The following is a 16,334-nucleotide window of genomic DNA, read 5'->3' as shown; positions in this document are numbered from 1 at the left end:
GCAATACCTTAAAGATTTCCGCTCATCGCCGCTTAGGCTAGACCGGCAAACGATACCGGATTTTAGGGGTAAATATAAATTGATATCAGGAGATGGTTTTTATTTCGAAGTATCTCATTACGAATTATCGTCATCTTGTCAAAGATCGGGTTTACGAGTTTACCAATTCAGTAGGAGAGGTTTTTACATATCACTATCGGGGATTTCACTACTGCGAGGATTGGGATGAAGATGCGCTGATTTTTTGGGCGCCAGGAACGACGAATAAAGTGGATGAATGGTGCGCGAGCGAGATGGAGAGTGCGCTATTAATTGCCTATGGCGGAGAAAATTAAATAGGATTTGGAGCTGAATAATCATTAAGCGAAGTGGCGTCAAGTCAACGAATCATAGAGTCGAAACCCTGAGAAGGGTCGCTACCGGGTTAATCGCCGGAGCCTGATGACGACAGATTAAAGGAGAAATGAACGATGACTAATCATGAGAAAGTGAAACGTCCTTACATTATTGCACTTTGGGATGGTGATGAGCCTGAAGCTTTGGCAGTAGTGGCCTATGACATGAAGGAAGCGAAAAAAACGGCGATTCAGCAAATCAAAGATAATCGTTGCGAAGTTAAAGATGAAGAGCCGCGAGTCGATCACAGATTTTCTTTCGAGATTTCGTGTGCGGGAGATATGGACGGAAACGTCTATGATGTTGAATTGCGTCAGAAACTTTAAACGGTATGGCGTTCCAACAATCTAATAATGAGGAGATGTATAGCATGTTAATGACATACGGACAGATGAAAGTTACAAAATGGACCGAAGTAGGCGTAGAGGGCTTCGATCATGATGGTGTTGCATTTATGCAGCCAGCACTTAGGGATGCGAGAGGAGATGCTTATTTCTGCTTAAATGATGCAGAATGGTACGCGAAAGAGTTTTTAACCAAAAAAGAATATCCGGTTCAAACGATGTTGGATCTTTCCACTGGCCACGTTAAGAAAGATACTGTTCATTATTTACATGCACAGGCTAATACGCTAAACCCAAGTTTTATCGTCTACGAGAAAGGATATTACGGATTCTTCTTTCCAGTCATGCCGGAGGAGCGAACCGATCTTCCAGAGGACTTACAACAGCTGCTGAAGTATGCCAATGATCGAAATTGTTCCTGGTGCATGCTTGATGCAGATGGTAGTATCGTTAGCGATTTGCCGTTTGAGGATTGGGATTGATAAGTAAAATGGACAAAAGCAGCCTTATGGCTGTTTTTGCGCCGGGAAAAGGTAAACACCGTGATTTCATCCCGGTGTTTTTATTTATGCAACGAGGTAGCGAGCTGCTTCGCAGCTCCTTTTGATTTCTATATTAATTTTCTAACTTCATTTATGAATAAAAAAATATTGGAAAATTGCAAGCGTACGTTTTCAATGAAAATATCGGTTTAGAGAAAATAGAAGCCTGGAGGAAAGTAGATGATCATTGCCACATATACTGATATAGTAAAGCATTCACTAATCTTTCGAGGTTAAGGAAATGCTTTTTTTTCGTTAAAAACATTTTTCATTGACGCATATATGGCCATGGTCGTCCATATACTAGAAGTATAAAGGTAATGATAAGAATGGGGGAAATAGCGGCAAAATATATTTGTGTTTTACACTCTAAATCTGTTATGAAGCTACCAAATCCTACGTATAATAATAATGCGAACACCGTTAAAATTTAACAAGGTTAAAAGTATATATTAACGATCTTTTGTATATAATTTCGGGGAGGTGGTTCTATTGAATGTTTATGGAAAAATAAATAGAGAGGAGGTAAAACGATGAACGATTTATTCGATGCTTTCGTTGATTGGCTTGAAAGAAAAGCCGAGGATGTACATAAAACAACATCCTATGCAAGAGCTATTTATACATCTATACAGTTTGTTGACCTGGCTAAAAAAAAGAAAAAAGAAAAAGAAGAATCAACCAAAAAGGAAGACTCTTCTAGTGGAGAAAACAAGAACAATTTAAACTCTTAATTCCTACCTGCCTGGTAAGCGAAGGAATTAAAAATTAAGCTTTGGGCTCTTGACCGAATCTCACCTCGGTCGAGGGCCTTTTTACTATTATATTTGTCTTTTTAAAAAAACTCTATACTACGAGCCTATGCAAAGTTTGCCCAACTCATGACGGAGCAGAGCAAGTATCCTCATCCAAATCGTTAAGCCGTAGTCGGCCGGCTAAAATAGAACTCCTCGAATTTCGGGGATCGCAGTTTTCCATCTTTAGTGAAGCACTGAAACTTTATTTTGCAACTTATTACCGGTTCAAGAAAGCGCCAATCTTTATTTTCGCCGCGAACGAGCTGCTTGGCTATTTGATTAAATGCACGAATCACATCTGAGCTAGGTGGGAACTCCATCACACCTACATACGCATCATTGACCGTTAATCCCCAGCCAAATCCGCCCTTAAGCCTTACTGACGCTATCTGGCAAATCAAGTACTGATAAGCCTTTATCTTTACTACGTTTTTAGAGCGCTTATCTAAGAGCATGGGGGCATCCGGATTATATTGACAGATCCCCTCTAATCCAAGCTCCTTCGCATTTAAGAATAGAGCTTGGCCATCATCATATATTGGGGTTATAGAAAGGATCTCTGAAGGTTGTACTATCGTTGATAGGGCATCTCTGCGCTCCATAAAGCTCTTATCCAGCATTGACTTACCATCTAAATAAAGGATATCCCACAAGGGGAAATGAGCCCTTAGTGTTGTGGCTATTTGCTTTACAGCAGATTCTTTTTTTGTATTGAATCTGGCCATGGCATCGTCCCACCACAATTTAGGTGGTTGATCTTCAGGCTGCGTTAGATCAAATGCTATACATTCACCGTCAAGGATCGCTGTCTTCACGGGAAGAGTTATATTCATCAGTTCCGGAAACCGTGAAGTGATTTCCGTACCATGTCTTGTAAATGCTCTAACCTTACCATTGTCATAATGAATCAACGATCTAAAGCCATCCCATTTCAAGCTGGATTTCCAGTTATTCTTTATCTGGTTCGGCTGCAAAGGATGTAGCAGCATCGGTTTTAAAGGCTGGTTCAACATCATCGGGCATCACCCTCCATAATAAACATATCATGGTGCTTTGCCTAATTGTATATGGAATCATTGGCTAAGCTGAGAATTATGTACATGTTTCATTATGTCCAATCGTAGGATGCGTAAATCACAAGTTCTTATTCATGGATCAAGTCTAGCCAAGCATAGATTATGTTTTGGATCCCCCAGTAGACCACCCACTAAACGCTAAAGCGAACCGAGAAGAACACTCGGTTCCATTTGGCGTTTTTGCTTTGCTTCACGCCGCAACCGCGGGTACCCGGCAGCAAGGAAGCCAATCATGTCATGCTCTTAAGCTGCGCATTATTCGAAGGGCAATCGAAAGTTATGTTAATAGGAAAGGAGAGACGAACTACAAAATGGGACCGTGCACAGCGACAAGGTGAATCCAGCGCATCAATTGTTAAGCATTCAGAAACTTTTGTATAAGCCAAGCAGCAATGGAGAGCGCCACCAAGGATGAGTGCCGGTATGTTGACGAATCAGATGAAATAACGCACGACCAGGCATTATTCATGGTAGGCGTATTGACGAATGGGATTTCTAAAGGTTACTGGTTGTATATACAAATCGTGCAGTGTGAGCGTTCGCAAGGTAGTGCCTACACTACAGTGTGGAAAAGAAGACAGCATTATTCGGAGGACAATCGGAAGTTATTTTAAATAGGAAAGGAGAGATGAGCTACAATATGGGACCATGAACAGCGACGAGGTACATGTAGCAATGGGAAAGTGGTCAAAACAGGTGAAATAACGCACGAACAGGCACTATTCATAGTAGGAGGATTGACGAATCGCATTTCTACAGGTTAAAGGTTGTATATCCGATACGAATCGTACTGAAATGTGAGCGTTCGCAAGGTAGTGTCTACACTAGAAGGGAGGTGATGCAAGTTGAGGGTTTAATGAGTCGCTACGAAGGACAAGCCAACAAGAACAATAGAGAGGAGGACGAAGCAATGGATTTAGCTCAAGCAATGGACTGGTTAGTAGAAAATGCCAATGTTCTGCACCATTTCGCTAAAACAGTGAGCGTAATTGCTCCAAAGATGCTTAAAAGCGAAAGAAGTAAACCTAAAAAAAAGCGAGAAGAGACCCCAGCTACACAGCAAATGGTCACTTCTCGAAAAACTAAGCGAAACATGAAAAGAAAAAGCAAACAAAAAAATCGTCAAGCTTAATACTCGTCGTAAAAGTCGGTTCGCTCCGACTGTCACCGAAACCCTGCTGGTTGCACCCGGCGGGGTTTTCTTTAGTATAACCGTTTAATCTAACGAAATAAACGTGTTTGCTTGAATTCCCAGCTAATGAGGATCGCATAACTAAACTACGAGACAATCAATAACCACTCATAAAAAACCGTGATGGGTTTTTCACCCTAGCCTTCATTTCCGATTTGCTCCAATCAAGGCCTTCGAAGCAGGGCAGGCAGCATGCCTCCGCTTCTCTCTGGCATCCTTCCCAAAGAATAATGCACCGGTGAACTTCGCGCTTATCGACGCCGCAGGCTGCTGTGCTCCTGGATGTTTTCAACCGCTGCATCCGTACCCCTAACGCATCCGTCATCCTAGCCTGCCATTCAGAACCTTGTCCTGCTAGGGTGGCTTTTCTCATTCGAGAACGCCATCCCTTCGGGCATACCCTTGCACGACAAGAACCTGCATAGCAAATCGGGCTATGACGGCTACGTTATACGGATGTTCAGCTCTTTGAAAACCCCATACGCTTTGCAGATCGCCAGCGGCGGCGAGCTGCTTGTTTCACCGGCAAGACCTTTAAGATTTCCGCTCATCGCCGCTTGGGCTAGACTGGCAAACGATACCGGATATTAGGGGGCCTGAAGGGTCTTTTGTATCTATAGCATTTAAAATTTGACACTACTATATTGGAGGTTTTTTTAATGGCGAGTATGAAACAGGTTGTTCGGAAATATGCGAATCGAGTTATTAAGATGTTTGTGAAAAGTGGTCGAGTTTGGGACGGCGACGAGTGCTGGGAACAAAACATTGAAGGCTTGGAGGGAGTTAGCGAGATTTGTGATAGTTTCCACAAGGAAATGAAAGCTGCAACGGATTGGAAGAAAGATATGCCGGATCTTGTGGAACGCTCCAATATGGTCGAAGTCATCACAACTGAACATTTTTGTGAAAAAGGCTTATAGTGCCGGCAGCATGGGTTCGTCCGTTTTCTAGTAAGCCCATCCTGAAAGAATAGAGTTCTACCACCTATAAGAATTGAAGGCGGTTTTTATATGAAAAAAGCAATCGCTAAAAAGGTATTTGAGGCCATGATTTTCGTTTGGGATCTTGCTGATCGTGAACCAACTAATCGTCAATGTTGGGAGCAATTCTATGATATGAAATTTTCTGAGCTGGATGAAAAATTGAATGATGATGAGTTTACTGCTGTAGTAGCTGAGCTGGTTGCCGCAGCGTTCATAGTCGAGGTTGAAAGACCATTCGTGACATTGTACGCCCCGACGGAAAAAGGTATTGCTCGGCTAGAGGCAGTAGCCCAAGCAGCTTAAGAACGGATTTCGCCATTAATAGATTACTCGGCTCACTAAATAGATAACTGGAGGGAAAGTAGATGACGAAAAAGATAATTGTTAAACACGGTGATGAGGTCATTTTAAAAACAGAAGGCGAAGAGGTGGATGTTAAGAACTGGATTGGTGTTTTTAAAACAATCTCCGTTACTTGCTCTGACGAAGAGGTGCTAATCAGGGTAACGGACAACGATGAAGAGTATGATCGCAGTAAAATTTTAATCCCGACTCAGATAACCGCATGAGGCGTCAGGAAAAAAACGAAATTGAACTTCTCTATAGGCATGATTGATAGCCAGCAGATCGGATCTGAAGGCTATTTTTTATTGAAATGGAAGCCCCGCATAAAAACGGCGCGGGGCACCGATTGGACTTCGGCCTCTGGCCATTTCTGAAGAGAAAAATCGGAAAAGCAGGTCAGCATGCCTGCATTCCATTCCGTCATCCAGCCCCTAAAGAGTCCGGTGAACTTCGCAATGATCGGACGCCGCAGGCTGCTGTGCTTCTGGATGTTTTCAACCGCTGTATCCTTGTCCCTAACGCAATCCGTCATCCTAGCCTGCCATTCAGAACCTTGTCCTGCTAGAGTGGCTTTTCTCATTCGAGAACGCCATCCCTTCGGGCATACCCTTGCACGACAAGAACCTGCACAGCAAATCGGGCTATGACGGCTACGTTAGAAGGATATTCAGCTCTTTGAAAACACCATACGCTTTGCAGATCGCCAGCGGCGGCCAACTGTGTTTCACCAGCAAGACCTTAAGGATTTCCGCTCATCGCCGCTCGGGCTAGACCGGCAAACGATACCGGATATTAGGGGGAATTCGTGATATTACAACGATTATCTAGGAGGTAGATATATGCAAGTGACAATGGATTTTTTTGCAGGTGAGATGTCGATAGCATCCTTCAACACGCGAGGTTTGCGACCGGAAGAAATGACACTATCACAGTTTTTATCTGATCCAACGTGGATCGCTCAGCTGGATCCTCATGCAAAAGGCGAGTCAAAAGGGATGTTCGAGCTGATAGAGCCAGATGGGAAAAAATATAAAGGTGGATGGATAGGTAAGTTTCGCAGTCCAGAACTGGCCAAACGAGATTTTCATAAGAAGGCCATTTATTATTCCATTCACAGAGGCTCCACTTTATCCGAACGTGTCTTGGCTGATTACCCTAAAATGTTGACTGCTCAGCGTGGAATTTTCAATAAGATAAACGATATTCATTTGACGATCGGAACGCACCTCCGGATTAGGATCGGGAATGAAGATCGATATGTTCACTACATGGATATCCCCCTCTATAGCCGAGTAAGCATGAGGGAATTTGTTTGGAATCATCAGCTGGTTAAAGAAGGCGAATCGCGGTATGGGAATGTGCTCGAGCAGATGGCAATCGCACTAGAAGTAAAACTAAAAAATAGCGTAGTCCCTAATGATAACCGACCGCATTTCTTCTTTGGGAAATATGAAGGGGCTTTAAAATATGGTTCGGGTGACACTCGGGTTAGGTTTATGTTACCGCAAGAAATCGATCAAGATGGTTTTGTCATTAGGCATTCCATGCATGAGGGAGTGGTGCAGTATAACGCTGGTTCAACCATGCCAGCTGTCCGTTATGCAGATGAAGGTGCGGAGAAGACCCATACACTTTATCCTTCGCAGTTTATAGCTATTAAACAGGGGAATGCAGATTGGGACTCCGTTCAGCAATCACTATAAACATGGAGATTACTCGGGAAAGGGAGTGGAGATAACATGCAAATTAAAACGGAATTTACTGCGGTCTTTCCATTTGGGGGGCTAGGGGGTGGCGCGTTAGGCTTTCAGGATGCAATGGCAGAATGGGGCGGGTCAGTTGGTAGATGTAGAACGCTCTATTGCGCAGACTCTGACGCGGATGCGTGCGAAGATTTCCGGAATATAACCGGATCCCGCGCTGTGCAATTGGATTTCTTTACAAGGAGTATGTACCGGGATTTTCATGGATGTGAACCGCCAGAGGATTGGCGGGAGCTAACGGCTGCAGATATTTATGACTTAAGTGATGGAGAAACGCCGGATGTGAAATTCTCATCAGCTCCATGCAAGGGATTTAGTTTTTTACTTTCAAATAAAAATTCCAAGTCACAAAAATATCAGGCACTGAATCAGCTTGCATTAAGGGAAACCGAGCTCTACTTAGAAGCATTTGAAGATGATCCTATTCCATTCATGATAATGGAAAATGTACCTGGTATCCGAACGAGAGGCAAAGCTATCTTGAGCAAAATAAAAAACAAGCTTAAGAATGCCGGATATGCGCTGCGTGAAGAGATTTTCGACTGCGGAGTAGTCGGCGGACTCGGGGAGAAAAGAAAGAGATACATCTTAGTTGCTCGCTACATACCGAAAATGTCGGCTGAAGTATATCTGCCAGAACCAAAAAAGCTGAAGAGCATTGGAGATGTGATTGGTCCTTTGCCACTACCTAATGATCCATCCTGCGGACCGTTACATGTGTATCCCAAGCTCGCGTTTATCAGCTCGGTACGACTTGCCCTGATTGATGCTGGCAAGGATTGGCGTTGCCTCAATGAGAAGAACCATAATGACTATGCTCTACAGTATACACCGCGTGGATCCGGTGCTTATGGTGTCCAAGATTGGAATAAGCCAGGTCATACCGTGATTGGAAATGCAAAAATTACGGGAAGCAATGGAGCTGCAGCTGTAGCGGATCCGCGTCTTAAACTAAACCCGAACTGCAAAGCAAACTTGTACCGAATGCACCGTTTCGATGAAACGGCTCCAACGATCACCGGAGCAGCTGGCCCAAGTAACGGCGCACTATGTATTGCAGATCCCAGAGTCATGGATTATCTGCAGCAATTCGATGGCGTTTATCAAATCGTAAAACGGACGAACGAGCTCGTTCCACTCCTGGATTATACGTTAACTCCGGCGAGCCAAAAACGTGGTCAATATGTTGTTCTGTCAGAGGATGGAACTTGGCACCGTGCTGTAACAACGTACGAGATGGCAATGATTCAAGGTTTTAATCCCACGTTACCGGACGGTAGACCTTTTCAGTTAGTTGGCAATGACAAACGAGCGCAGCGCGAGAGAATTGGGAATGCAGTACCTCCGTTATCAGCAAAAGCGTGGGCAGAGGTTATCATGGTCGCATTAATGGCCAGTAGCGTAAACGCTTGGACGATGGGCACCACCGGATTATGGGTGAATCCATTTTCTAAGAATGAAGAGCTGCAGCTGGTGCATTAAGAAATAGAACGAACTTAAAGAGGGGAGTGATTAGCTTGTTAAATAACAATACTTGCAGGAGGAACTATCACTCTCCTAAAAATAAAATCAAGGAGGACTCTGCATGATGTATGAAATTGATGCAAGATCTACTTTACGTTCTTTCATTCGGAAAATAGAAAAAAAGAAGCAGTTTGTTACCGCAAACGGAAAGGCAAACTTGTATGTAGGTAAGACCCATTTATCTATTTACCTGCGGACCATGACCAGTAAGAGATCGATGTCTTTAAAGTTGAGCGTCATAAGAGCGGCCATTCAGCTAACCTATTACACAAGAACCGTAACACGGCTTGATCTGGAGCAATTCACGAAGGGAGCCAATAGCGCACTACTTGGAATCATCATTGAAATTTTCGGTGACAAAGGCAAGATTTCAAAAACGGCAAAAGGCATGCTGCGTCTTACGCTTCGCGGTATTAGATACTTCTTTGCTGGAACAGACCGGATAAAACGAGATTTAGAGATAGCTGCAGCTAATGGAGCGAGGTTCGTTTTAATGAGTTATATTCATATTCGTAATCGAAAGGCATGGAAAAAACATGTGGAAAGGTTAGGTCTTAAAGTGCTTCTCGATAGTGGCTAGTGGCGCATTTACGGAATGGCAAGCCAATAAGAAAGGGAAAAATATAGAACCAATAGAACTGCAAGCATATATACAATTTATTATAGAGCACCAGGATGTCATTTATGGGTTCATGAATTTGGATGTAGTGAATGATGCTGCAGCAAGTAAGAGAAACGCAAACATCATGAAGAAGGCCGGATTGAACCCTATAGAAATTTGGCATATTGGAAGCAGCCTTCGAGAGTTGGAAAGTTTGATTAAAGAAGATCATACACTCATTGCGATCGGGGGAAGCGTAGGGGTTTCTGAAAAGAAGAGAAAGCACGTATTCCGAAGAATATTTAAGTTGTATCCTGAGCAGAATTTTCATTTTCTTGGAGGAAGCAGCATGCTCTTAAATTGTTTCCCCTGGTTCTCCGCTGACTCAACAGGCTGGAGTGTTGGGAGAATGTACGGATCCATCATTGATGAAAAGGGGCAGCGTAAGGCTCCTGCAGGTATGGAAGGGCTAGATGCATTGGCCTATAACTGCAGATATTTCACAAGCCTTGAATTAATGGCATCATAATCATTATGGGAACGGAGAAACTACTACAAAGCGGCTTACGGAAGGGAACTTGTTAAACGCGAGCACTTCCGTAGCCGGCTGCAGCAAGCAACACTTGAAGGAATCAATAACAACACATGTGGTTGTAATGTGAAAACTCGATCTCATTTCCGTGTGTGTCGATTCTAAAAAATAACAATGTCTCTTCTGACTTTTTATCCAAAATTTCCGATCTTAATGTATCCTGAGTTTTAATTATAAAATTGTTTTCATGTCCTGCATCACAAGCAAGCTGGAATCTCTCATAATACACATCTGCTTTTTCATGAAAATGAGCTAATCTTTTCGCACATACTTCGCAAATTACGATAAAATTATGATTAACATCAGACTCCATACAAGCGCTCATCTCAACACTCCATTTCATGATGGTCTTCTCAAATAGTATACAATAAAAGAAAGTACATGGGAGTAAGGCTTGAATAAAGTGGCCCGATGTTAAAACATATAACCAAATGAATATGATCAGGAGTGATTCGTGTGAATTTAATAGATTCCTATTGTGAAGTTTGTAACCAGAAGGGTTATATTGTACCCGAAGGAGCGTTCATAAAACACTATGTTAAAACGCATCAAATCTTTAGTCTTTATTGCCTTGAACAACTCGAGCAGGGAAAAAACATCATACATAACACTAATGGTTGTACAATTTGTAATCCTAATATGAAGGAACCAGGATTCTTCGCTAAGCTTTTCAAAAATAAGTGAATAAATAATAGGTAATGACGCATATAAGCGTCTTTTTTTGTTTTATAGATACAAATATTTTAAGTAGATCCACGCTAAAAGATAGCGCTGCAGGAGTTCGGGACAGTATGCTGCCTGCAGTCGAATTTTATATATAAGCCCCTGGGGAAAGGTAACGAGATTTATTCAAATCTCCTCTTGAACGATATGGTTTTAAACCTCACGCTCCGACCTTACCACTCCGCGCCTATGGCAATGCAAGGCCGAGCCCCTAGCGGGGTGGACGAAGACCATTCCACGGCGGGAGCAGAGAGCGGACTAGTCGCCCGTCTCACATCCCTTGTTCCATTCGTCCAGCCTTGCATTGCCGGCGCTTCATGGTGCGGACTGCGCGTGAGGTTGAAGAAACAAGGAGATGATTCAAATGAAGCAAGGGCAAATCGTATATTCATTCTTCATTGTAGATCAAGGTCTACTTTATTTGGAGAGCTTATTCATGACGGAAGATCGAAGCGAGGCTGAGCGTTACGCCAGAACGTTTACAGCCGAATATTTGGTCACCCATGGTTACGACGGTGGAGGGATTGAAAAAGAAACAGATGACGGTTACGCCATCATTGTTAAGTCTCGTTATGGTGTCGCTGCATGCGTCTATCAAGAACTCATTTGGAACTATCGTATGAACGGTGAAGAACCTATAAATTGGGAGGAAGGCAAAAATGCGTATTAAATCGAAAGATATCAAACAAATTCTAAATATGAGGAGCAATGAAAATGAAGACAAATAAGATCCCCTTTTATCTCTTATTAGAACAGTTGGTTAGCCATTTAAATAACCTTGATCCAGACAGGGATCTTCTATACTTTGAAACATTCAATACGAAAGTAGAAGGCAAGCAGTTCACTTATGATGATAAGCAGTATCAGGTCATAGATTTCACTTTCGATAATAATGAAATTCCTCTTTTGGATATTCTTCGGAGCGATATAGCCACGCTCTCTCTCGAGTCCCTAGAGTGGGATGAACAGATTAAGCGATGCGAGGATGAACAAGGGTATTACACCTTAGATGAACGTCCTTACATGGATCTACAGTCTCCCTTCTTAGACCATAACAAATGGTGTTTCGCTCCAGGAGGTCGTTATTCGTGGAATATACCTGGCATCGAAAATGGCACATTAATTGGTTTTTACTGGCTTCCGATTACTGCAATCATGAGGGAGCTTAAATAATGATAAAAACGTAATAGCCGGCAGATCAAATCTGTGGGCTATTTTTTATAGCAATGGAAGTCTCGTCCGCGTGGACGTGACCCCTTATTACATTTTGGCCAGTGGCGACCGCTGCCTGAAAAATCACCAGCCAATTGCTCGTCACTGACCGGACGATGTATATCCTCGATGTAAACCACTACAAAAAAAGGCATGTACTTAGCTGTAGCCTTTATTTCCGCTTTGCTCCAATAAAGACCGCCGTAGTAATGCAGGCAGGATGCCTGCCGCTACACTCTGGCACCCTTCCTTAAAGATTAAAGCACCGGTGAACTTCGCAATGATCGGACGCCGCAGGCTGCTGAGCTGCTGGATGTTTTCAACCGCTATCCTTACCCCTAACGCATCCGTCATCCTAGCCTGCCATTTAGAACCTTGTCCTGCTAGGGTGGCTTTTCTCATTCGAGAACGCCATCCCTCCGGGCATACCCTTGCACGACAAGAACCTTCATAGCAAATCGGGCTATGACGGCTACGTTAGAAGGATATTCAGCTCTTTGAAAACCCCATACGCTTTGCAGATCGCCAGCGGCGGCCAACTGCTTGTTTCACCAGAAAGGCCTTTAAGATTTCCGCTCATCGCCGCTCGGGCTAGGCCGGCAAACGATACCGGATATTAGGGTAGAACTAAAAATTTATCAAAAGGAATGATTAGGATGAAAAAGATCGACGGAGTGGTTGTTATTACGAAGAGTAAGGCTGTCATGTAAGAATCTCATACGATTTGATATCGATAGAAGGAATTTTTTCCGCCACGTAAAGGACTTTTGCGAACTTTATACGGGTAAGTGCATTTGAAACAAGCAAAAAAACATTCAAAGGAAGTAGGAAATTATAATGACTAAACAATATATTCTAAATCGCGAAACTTCTAAAATTGAATTGCAGTTCTCTAAAGAAGAGTTTAAAGCGCTAACCACTGATGAGAAAAAATCAATAAAAAGTGCATATCTCTTCTCTGGTTCACGTTCAGCGTGGGTGTCCCGTTCAACCAATAATCATTATTCAGCTATCCGTGTAGCTAAACAACTAGGCTTTACGGATGGCGGTAAAACTGGAGAGCGCTTGTCCTATGCTGAGGAAGTAGAAAGACAAGTGGGAAAAGCAGAAGCAAGTATTGAGCGCTTCGAGAAGTATGCGGACAATGCAGTGACAAGAGCAAAAAACCTGCAATCCGGCTTAAACAGTATGCGCGGTGATAATTCATTTTTTACGCAACCGATTATTGCAGGACATGCAGGAAGTCAACGGTTTGCACGTCATAGAGAAAAAATGTATGACCGTTACCATAAAGGATTTGAAGAGTACCGTAAGAGTGAATATTTCCGTGATAAAGCTGAAACAGCAGAACAAACAGCAAGTATGAGTAAATTTAAGAATAGATCATATTTAAGTAACAGAATTGAAGAATGTAATAAAAATATCCGTGAATACGAGCGTCGAATGGTTCGAGCAGAAGAGACTCAAAACGAAGCATACATGGAAACGCTATTAGAAAAAATGGAATATGAAGTAGATAAACTTGCATTTCTCCATAATAAAATGGACGAGATCGGCGGCGTTCAATTTAATAAGGATAATCTAAAAGCTGGTTATCTCGTTAAAATTCGCGGTAGATGGGATACAGTAGTTAAAGCGAATCCAAAGACTGTGGAGGTTAAACCCGATGTTGTTCCATACACTCTAAAGTACGCTTATGCTGAAATTAAGGAAATGAAAATTCCAGAGGGATGGATGGAAAAGAAAAAGGAAGCAGTTAATCCTTTTGAGGTAGATGATATTGTAATTCGTACAGCTATTAATAGTAATAAAATTATTAAAGCTTTCCAAGTTGTTAAAAAAACGGACAAAAGCGTGACAATCAAACCAATATTGATAGAAAACAACATCCCTCAGATTAATAAATTTAAAATAGGATTACAAGAGAGGCGTACAGTTAAACAAGATAGAAATAACAATTTTGTAGTAAATCATGATGATTGGTATCTATACAAATATAACAGCGCAGTTTAACAGTCATCCATGGAAGGGAATCGGCATGAGCATCATACAAGCAGATCTCAAAAGGAAAAGGGATACAAACGAAGGGAGGAAAGATATGAAGGTGTATCACTTGCACTTTCATATCATATACGATATGATAAATACAGTAATTGAGTTTATGAATGACCCTAAAACGGGTAAAAAGCAGGTTCTTGATCTGATACGGGAACTTGGATTGAAGGGGCAGCAGGACGCTGATATTTTACAGTTGTACATGCTTATCATTCGCGGATTACAGTTTTTAGAGCGGTTCGGCTTACAGGAGGCTTTTAAAACCTATTTTAAGACACATCGGGAAGATGGACTTCCTTATACCATCATGCTGGTAAAAGAATTACGCAATCATGTACCATTGATTGAATTCCGTGTTAACTGGAAGGGGATAGGGGCATTCAGGGCTGTATTCTTTGAACAGCAATGGGATGAGCAGCAAATTCTATTTTTCGTTAAAGCAGTTGTGAAGGACAGGACATTTGATTCTGAATTTGAGCGTGTTGTTCAGGAAACTGAAAACATGTATACCGATTTTTTGACTCATCCAGAGAAATACCAACTTAACTTAGTGGGAGATGGTCAAATTGACTAAACGACTTGGTGATGATTTTAAAGCGCTACAGCAGGAAGCAATGGCGATTCCAGAAGTACGGGAATACCTCCAGAGCTTCTCGGTAATCATTGGAGATATTGTCTATGCACGGCGTATGCAGCTCAATTTATCGCAAAAGGAGCTCGCTGAAAAAGCGGATACGATTCAAGCCCGTATTTCGATGATTGAAAAAGCGAGTGGAAATGTGAGCCAAGATGTTTTGGATCGCGTTTTCCGAGTATTGCAGCTACAAGATATTCATGTTTCGTTTAATGAAGAAGCAGCAACGCTGGCCTACTAGGTTGGCGTTTTTTTTGGCCAAATCGCGCCCGGTCTACATTCTGCTGCTCCTCAGCACAACGTAGGCCGGGCGCGTCCGTTCCGGCCGCGAGCGGTAGCTAAACGCTGTCGCGTTTAGCTGGTTTGTATAAGGTCCAATTATAAAATGAGAGTGTCACTCCTATTACGACGATTGTGGCAACCTCCTTCATTGGGTTGCCTTCATTTTCTCATGAATGGTTTGGACGTTGAAGGTGGGCTGGATTTGACGCTTACGGCTTAACGTTATTGTTGTAAATTCTATTGTTGCATAAGTTTTCCAAAATGCTTTAGTATAGTAGTAGAAAGAAAATATTACTAGGGGGCTATTTTGTGAAGAGAAGTTTAGCTATCATCGTCTCATGTATTTTGATTTTATCCTTGTTTATGCCTACGTTAGCATTAGCGCATTCAGGCCGTACCGATAGTAGCGGAGGACATAATTGTTCCGCAAAATCACAAGCAAAGGGTTTGTGTACTGGTTATCATTATCATAACGGGGGATCAAGTAGCTCAGGATCTAGTTCATCAAGCACATCTATCAAAATAACTAAAGAAAAAATTATAAGTAATGTATATCCTTCAGCCCCGCATTGTAAAAGGGTTAAAGATGTTTACAAGTCGAGTGATACATACTCCAATTATTATGAAAGAGTTTGGGATTGTAATTATTACACTGAAAATGGTTCAGTATATACATACTTAAATTTAAGTTTATACGTAAATAACAATTACCAATCACTTAATACTCAATTAATCAGCATAAAAAATACAACCTATATCTCTGTTAGAGATTTTTCACAAGCATCTGGTTATAGTATTGAGTTTGATAAAGCAAGAGATATTAACCTTAAAAAAAATAAAACTAATATAAAGATACTTAAGGTTAATAATAAGATTCTCTTTAATGGCAAATTTACTGGTGTTAAAGCTGTTAAAGCTAATGGATATTACTACATTCCATTACGTTCTGCTTTAAATTGGACTAATGGAAAAATAAATTCCATCGATAATTTTAATTTGTATGTTTCGATAAAATAAGTTAAAAACCCGCCGTTCTTTGTGAAATACACTCCTTCAAGTAAACATTAGAAAAACCCATCTGGGAAACTGATGATGCTTTAGGGAGTGTATTTTTTATGAAGAAGAAATAAAATTTCGTTAAATAACCGTGTTTGCTGTGACTTGCGGGTGCGCATGCCGTTGGCTTAGGGCAAGTCCGTCTAGCAGCCAGCGAAGTTCGCGGGAAGAGACGGTGACGGCACCTTCGCGTCCCTTTGGCCACTCAAACGTACCG

Annotated in this window: 23 protein-coding genes; 19 read left to right on the top strand and 4 right to left on the bottom strand. The window is 42.0% G+C overall.

Annotation, left to right across the window (positions count from 1 at the left end; all coding sequences use genetic code 11):
- The first annotated feature begins 92 nt into the window (after positions 1 to 92).
- The 4 genes from AC1TPC_RS20150 (at position 93) to AC1TPC_RS20135 (ending at position 2,016) form a co-directional block, all read left to right on the top strand.
- On the top strand, positions 93 to 335 hold the full coding sequence (locus AC1TPC_RS20150) for a hypothetical protein (protein WP_482068592.1): 243 nt from the start codon (positions 93 to 95) through the stop codon (positions 333 to 335).
- 135 nt (positions 336 to 470) lie between these two features.
- Positions 471 to 722 (top strand): hypothetical protein, encoded by a 252-nt coding sequence (locus AC1TPC_RS20145; RefSeq protein WP_482068591.1) that lies wholly within the window; start codon positions 471 to 473, stop codon positions 720 to 722.
- Between the two features lie 44 nt (positions 723 to 766).
- Complete coding sequence (locus AC1TPC_RS20140; RefSeq protein WP_482068590.1) at positions 767 to 1,222, top strand: DUF5983 family protein; 456 nt, start codon at positions 767 to 769, stop codon at positions 1,220 to 1,222.
- Between the two features lie 593 nt (positions 1,223 to 1,815).
- The gene (locus AC1TPC_RS20135; protein WP_482068589.1) at positions 1,816 to 2,016 is read left to right on the top strand and encodes a hypothetical protein; all 201 of its coding nucleotides are present in this window, start codon (positions 1,816 to 1,818) and stop codon (positions 2,014 to 2,016) included.
- A 182-nt stretch (positions 2,017 to 2,198) separates the two neighbouring features.
- Here AC1TPC_RS20135 and AC1TPC_RS20130 read toward each other — a convergent pair whose 3' ends face one another.
- Entirely contained in the window at positions 2,199 to 3,095 is an 897-nt protein-coding gene (locus AC1TPC_RS20130; protein WP_482068588.1) for an ATP-dependent DNA ligase, read from the bottom strand.
- An 898-nt stretch (positions 3,096 to 3,993) separates the two neighbouring features.
- Here AC1TPC_RS20130 and AC1TPC_RS20125 point away from each other — a divergent pair.
- Positions 3,994 to 4,287 carry a hypothetical protein gene (locus tag AC1TPC_RS20125; protein WP_482068587.1) on the top strand — a complete coding sequence of 98 codons (294 nt, stop codon included), beginning with the start codon at positions 3,994 to 3,996 and terminating at the stop codon, positions 4,285 to 4,287.
- Positions 4,288 to 4,444: 157 nt separating this feature from the next.
- Here AC1TPC_RS20125 and AC1TPC_RS20120 read toward each other — a convergent pair whose 3' ends face one another.
- On the bottom strand, positions 4,445 to 4,720 hold the full coding sequence (locus AC1TPC_RS20120) for a hypothetical protein (protein ID WP_482068586.1): 276 nt from the start codon (positions 4,718 to 4,720) through the stop codon (positions 4,445 to 4,447).
- A 29-nt stretch (positions 4,721 to 4,749) separates the two neighbouring features.
- Between AC1TPC_RS20120 and AC1TPC_RS20115 the strand changes: the two genes are divergently transcribed.
- The 4 genes from AC1TPC_RS20115 (at position 4,750) to AC1TPC_RS20100 (ending at position 5,899) form a co-directional block, all read left to right on the top strand.
- The gene (locus AC1TPC_RS20115) at positions 4,750 to 4,938 is read left to right on the top strand and encodes a hypothetical protein (protein ID WP_482068585.1); all 189 of its coding nucleotides are present in this window, start codon (positions 4,750 to 4,752) and stop codon (positions 4,936 to 4,938) included.
- A 68-nt stretch (positions 4,939 to 5,006) separates the two neighbouring features.
- Positions 5,007 to 5,267 carry a hypothetical protein gene (locus tag AC1TPC_RS20110; RefSeq protein ID WP_482068584.1) on the top strand — a complete coding sequence of 87 codons (261 nt, stop codon included), beginning with the start codon at positions 5,007 to 5,009 and terminating at the stop codon, positions 5,265 to 5,267.
- Positions 5,268 to 5,357: 90 nt separating this feature from the next.
- Positions 5,358 to 5,633, top strand: coding sequence for a hypothetical protein (locus AC1TPC_RS20105; RefSeq protein ID WP_482068583.1), 276 nt, complete (start codon positions 5,358 to 5,360; stop codon positions 5,631 to 5,633).
- 62 nt (positions 5,634 to 5,695) lie between these two features.
- Positions 5,696 to 5,899, top strand: a complete 204-nt coding sequence (locus AC1TPC_RS20100) for a hypothetical protein (protein ID WP_482068582.1) — start codon at positions 5,696 to 5,698, stop codon at positions 5,897 to 5,899.
- Positions 5,900 to 5,970: 71 nt separating this feature from the next.
- Here the strand turns inward: AC1TPC_RS20100 and AC1TPC_RS20095 are convergent, their stop codons facing one another.
- Positions 5,971 to 6,255 carry a hypothetical protein gene (locus AC1TPC_RS20095; protein ID WP_482068581.1) on the bottom strand — a complete coding sequence of 95 codons (285 nt, stop codon included), beginning with the start codon at positions 6,253 to 6,255 and terminating at the stop codon, positions 5,971 to 5,973.
- A gap of 259 nt (positions 6,256 to 6,514) precedes the next feature.
- Here AC1TPC_RS20095 and AC1TPC_RS20090 point away from each other — a divergent pair, with 259 nt between their 5' ends.
- The 6 genes from AC1TPC_RS20090 (at position 6,515) to AC1TPC_RS20065 (ending at position 12,051) form a co-directional block, all read left to right on the top strand.
- Complete coding sequence (locus AC1TPC_RS20090; RefSeq protein ID WP_482068580.1) at positions 6,515 to 7,378, top strand: hypothetical protein; 864 nt, start codon at positions 6,515 to 6,517, stop codon at positions 7,376 to 7,378.
- A gap of 36 nt (positions 7,379 to 7,414) precedes the next feature.
- Positions 7,415 to 8,920: a DNA cytosine methyltransferase gene (locus AC1TPC_RS20085; protein ID WP_482068579.1), complete on the top strand. Its 1,506-nt coding sequence runs from the start codon at positions 7,415 to 7,417 to the stop codon at positions 8,918 to 8,920.
- A gap of 103 nt (positions 8,921 to 9,023) precedes the next feature.
- Entirely contained in the window at positions 9,024 to 9,542 is a 519-nt protein-coding gene (locus tag AC1TPC_RS20080; RefSeq protein WP_482068578.1) for a hypothetical protein, read from the top strand.
- Complete coding sequence (locus tag AC1TPC_RS20075) at positions 9,535 to 10,092, top strand: hypothetical protein (RefSeq protein WP_482068577.1); 558 nt, start codon at positions 9,535 to 9,537, stop codon at positions 10,090 to 10,092. The genes AC1TPC_RS20080 and AC1TPC_RS20075 overlap by 8 nt, the downstream gene beginning before the upstream one ends.
- A 1,150-nt stretch (positions 10,093 to 11,242) precedes the next feature.
- A complete protein-coding gene (locus AC1TPC_RS20070; RefSeq protein WP_482068576.1) occupies positions 11,243 to 11,548 on the top strand; it encodes a hypothetical protein in 306 nt (101 codons plus the stop codon).
- A 44-nt stretch (positions 11,549 to 11,592) separates the two neighbouring features.
- Positions 11,593 to 12,051, top strand: coding sequence for a hypothetical protein (locus AC1TPC_RS20065; RefSeq protein WP_482068575.1), 459 nt, complete (start codon positions 11,593 to 11,595; stop codon positions 12,049 to 12,051).
- A 198-nt stretch (positions 12,052 to 12,249) separates the two neighbouring features.
- Here AC1TPC_RS20065 and AC1TPC_RS20060 read toward each other — a convergent pair whose 3' ends face one another.
- Entirely contained in the window at positions 12,250 to 12,492 is a 243-nt protein-coding gene (locus AC1TPC_RS20060; protein WP_482068574.1) for a hypothetical protein, read from the bottom strand.
- A gap of 435 nt (positions 12,493 to 12,927) precedes the next feature.
- On the opposite strand from AC1TPC_RS20060, the gene AC1TPC_RS20055 reads away from it, so the two are divergent.
- The 4 genes from AC1TPC_RS20055 (at position 12,928) to AC1TPC_RS20040 (ending at position 16,078) form a co-directional block, all read left to right on the top strand.
- Positions 12,928 to 14,103, top strand: a complete 1,176-nt coding sequence (locus tag AC1TPC_RS20055; RefSeq protein WP_482068573.1) for a DUF3560 domain-containing protein — start codon at positions 12,928 to 12,930, stop codon at positions 14,101 to 14,103.
- A gap of 25 nt (positions 14,104 to 14,128) precedes the next feature.
- The gene (locus AC1TPC_RS20050; RefSeq protein WP_482068572.1) at positions 14,129 to 14,719 is read left to right on the top strand and encodes a hypothetical protein; all 591 of its coding nucleotides are present in this window, start codon (positions 14,129 to 14,131) and stop codon (positions 14,717 to 14,719) included.
- Positions 14,712 to 15,020 (top strand): helix-turn-helix domain-containing protein, encoded by a 309-nt coding sequence (locus tag AC1TPC_RS20045; protein WP_482068571.1) that lies wholly within the window; start codon positions 14,712 to 14,714, stop codon positions 15,018 to 15,020. Before AC1TPC_RS20050 ends, AC1TPC_RS20045 begins: the two co-directional genes overlap by 8 nt.
- Before the next feature lie 350 nt (positions 15,021 to 15,370).
- Positions 15,371 to 16,078, top strand: a complete 708-nt coding sequence (locus AC1TPC_RS20040) for a YHYH domain-containing protein (RefSeq protein WP_482068570.1) — start codon at positions 15,371 to 15,373, stop codon at positions 16,076 to 16,078.
- Positions 16,079 to 16,334: the final 256 nt, after the last annotated feature.

This window comes from Paenibacillus sp. Y280 (assembly GCF_056786335.1).
Note: the sequence above shows the minus strand (reverse complement) of the source record. Positions and strands in the feature narration are given on the sequence as shown.

Excerpts from the sequence above, each read along its gene's own strand:
- AC1TPC_RS20090 (WP_482068580.1), top strand. The coding sequence starts at position 6,515 with ATGCAAGTGACAATGGATTTTTTTGCAGGTGAGATGTCGATAGCATCC.
- AC1TPC_RS20130 (WP_482068588.1), bottom strand. The coding sequence starts at position 3,095 with ATGATGTTGAACCAGCCTTTAAAACCGATGCTGCTACATCCTTTGCAG.
- AC1TPC_RS20070 (WP_482068576.1), top strand. The coding sequence starts at position 11,243 with ATGAAGCAAGGGCAAATCGTATATTCATTCTTCATTGTAGATCAAGGT.
- AC1TPC_RS20095 (WP_482068581.1), bottom strand. The coding sequence starts at position 6,255 with ATGAGAAAAGCCACTCTAGCAGGACAAGGTTCTGAATGGCAGGCTAGG.
- AC1TPC_RS20120 (WP_482068586.1), bottom strand. The coding sequence starts at position 4,720 with ATGAGAAAAGCCACCCTAGCAGGACAAGGTTCTGAATGGCAGGCTAGG.
- AC1TPC_RS20080 (WP_482068578.1), top strand. The coding sequence starts at position 9,024 with ATGATGTATGAAATTGATGCAAGATCTACTTTACGTTCTTTCATTCGG.
- AC1TPC_RS20125 (WP_482068587.1), top strand. The coding sequence starts at position 3,994 with ATGCAAGTTGAGGGTTTAATGAGTCGCTACGAAGGACAAGCCAACAAG.
- AC1TPC_RS20055 (WP_482068573.1), top strand. The coding sequence starts at position 12,928 with ATGACTAAACAATATATTCTAAATCGCGAAACTTCTAAAATTGAATTG.
- AC1TPC_RS20065 (WP_482068575.1), top strand. The coding sequence starts at position 11,593 with ATGAAGACAAATAAGATCCCCTTTTATCTCTTATTAGAACAGTTGGTT.
- AC1TPC_RS20150 (WP_482068592.1), top strand. The coding sequence starts at position 93 with ATGGTTTTTATTTCGAAGTATCTCATTACGAATTATCGTCATCTTGTC.
- AC1TPC_RS20145 (WP_482068591.1), top strand. The coding sequence starts at position 471 with ATGACTAATCATGAGAAAGTGAAACGTCCTTACATTATTGCACTTTGG.
- AC1TPC_RS20110 (WP_482068584.1), top strand. The coding sequence starts at position 5,007 with ATGGCGAGTATGAAACAGGTTGTTCGGAAATATGCGAATCGAGTTATT.
- AC1TPC_RS20085 (WP_482068579.1), top strand. The coding sequence starts at position 7,415 with ATGCAAATTAAAACGGAATTTACTGCGGTCTTTCCATTTGGGGGGCTA.
- AC1TPC_RS20060 (WP_482068574.1), bottom strand. The coding sequence starts at position 12,492 with ATGAGAAAAGCCACCCTAGCAGGACAAGGTTCTAAATGGCAGGCTAGG.
- AC1TPC_RS20100 (WP_482068582.1), top strand. The coding sequence starts at position 5,696 with ATGACGAAAAAGATAATTGTTAAACACGGTGATGAGGTCATTTTAAAA.
- AC1TPC_RS20050 (WP_482068572.1), top strand. The coding sequence starts at position 14,129 with ATGAGCATCATACAAGCAGATCTCAAAAGGAAAAGGGATACAAACGAA.
- AC1TPC_RS20135 (WP_482068589.1), top strand. The coding sequence starts at position 1,816 with ATGAACGATTTATTCGATGCTTTCGTTGATTGGCTTGAAAGAAAAGCC.
- AC1TPC_RS20140 (WP_482068590.1), top strand. The coding sequence starts at position 767 with ATGTTAATGACATACGGACAGATGAAAGTTACAAAATGGACCGAAGTA.
- AC1TPC_RS20105 (WP_482068583.1), top strand. The coding sequence starts at position 5,358 with ATGAAAAAAGCAATCGCTAAAAAGGTATTTGAGGCCATGATTTTCGTT.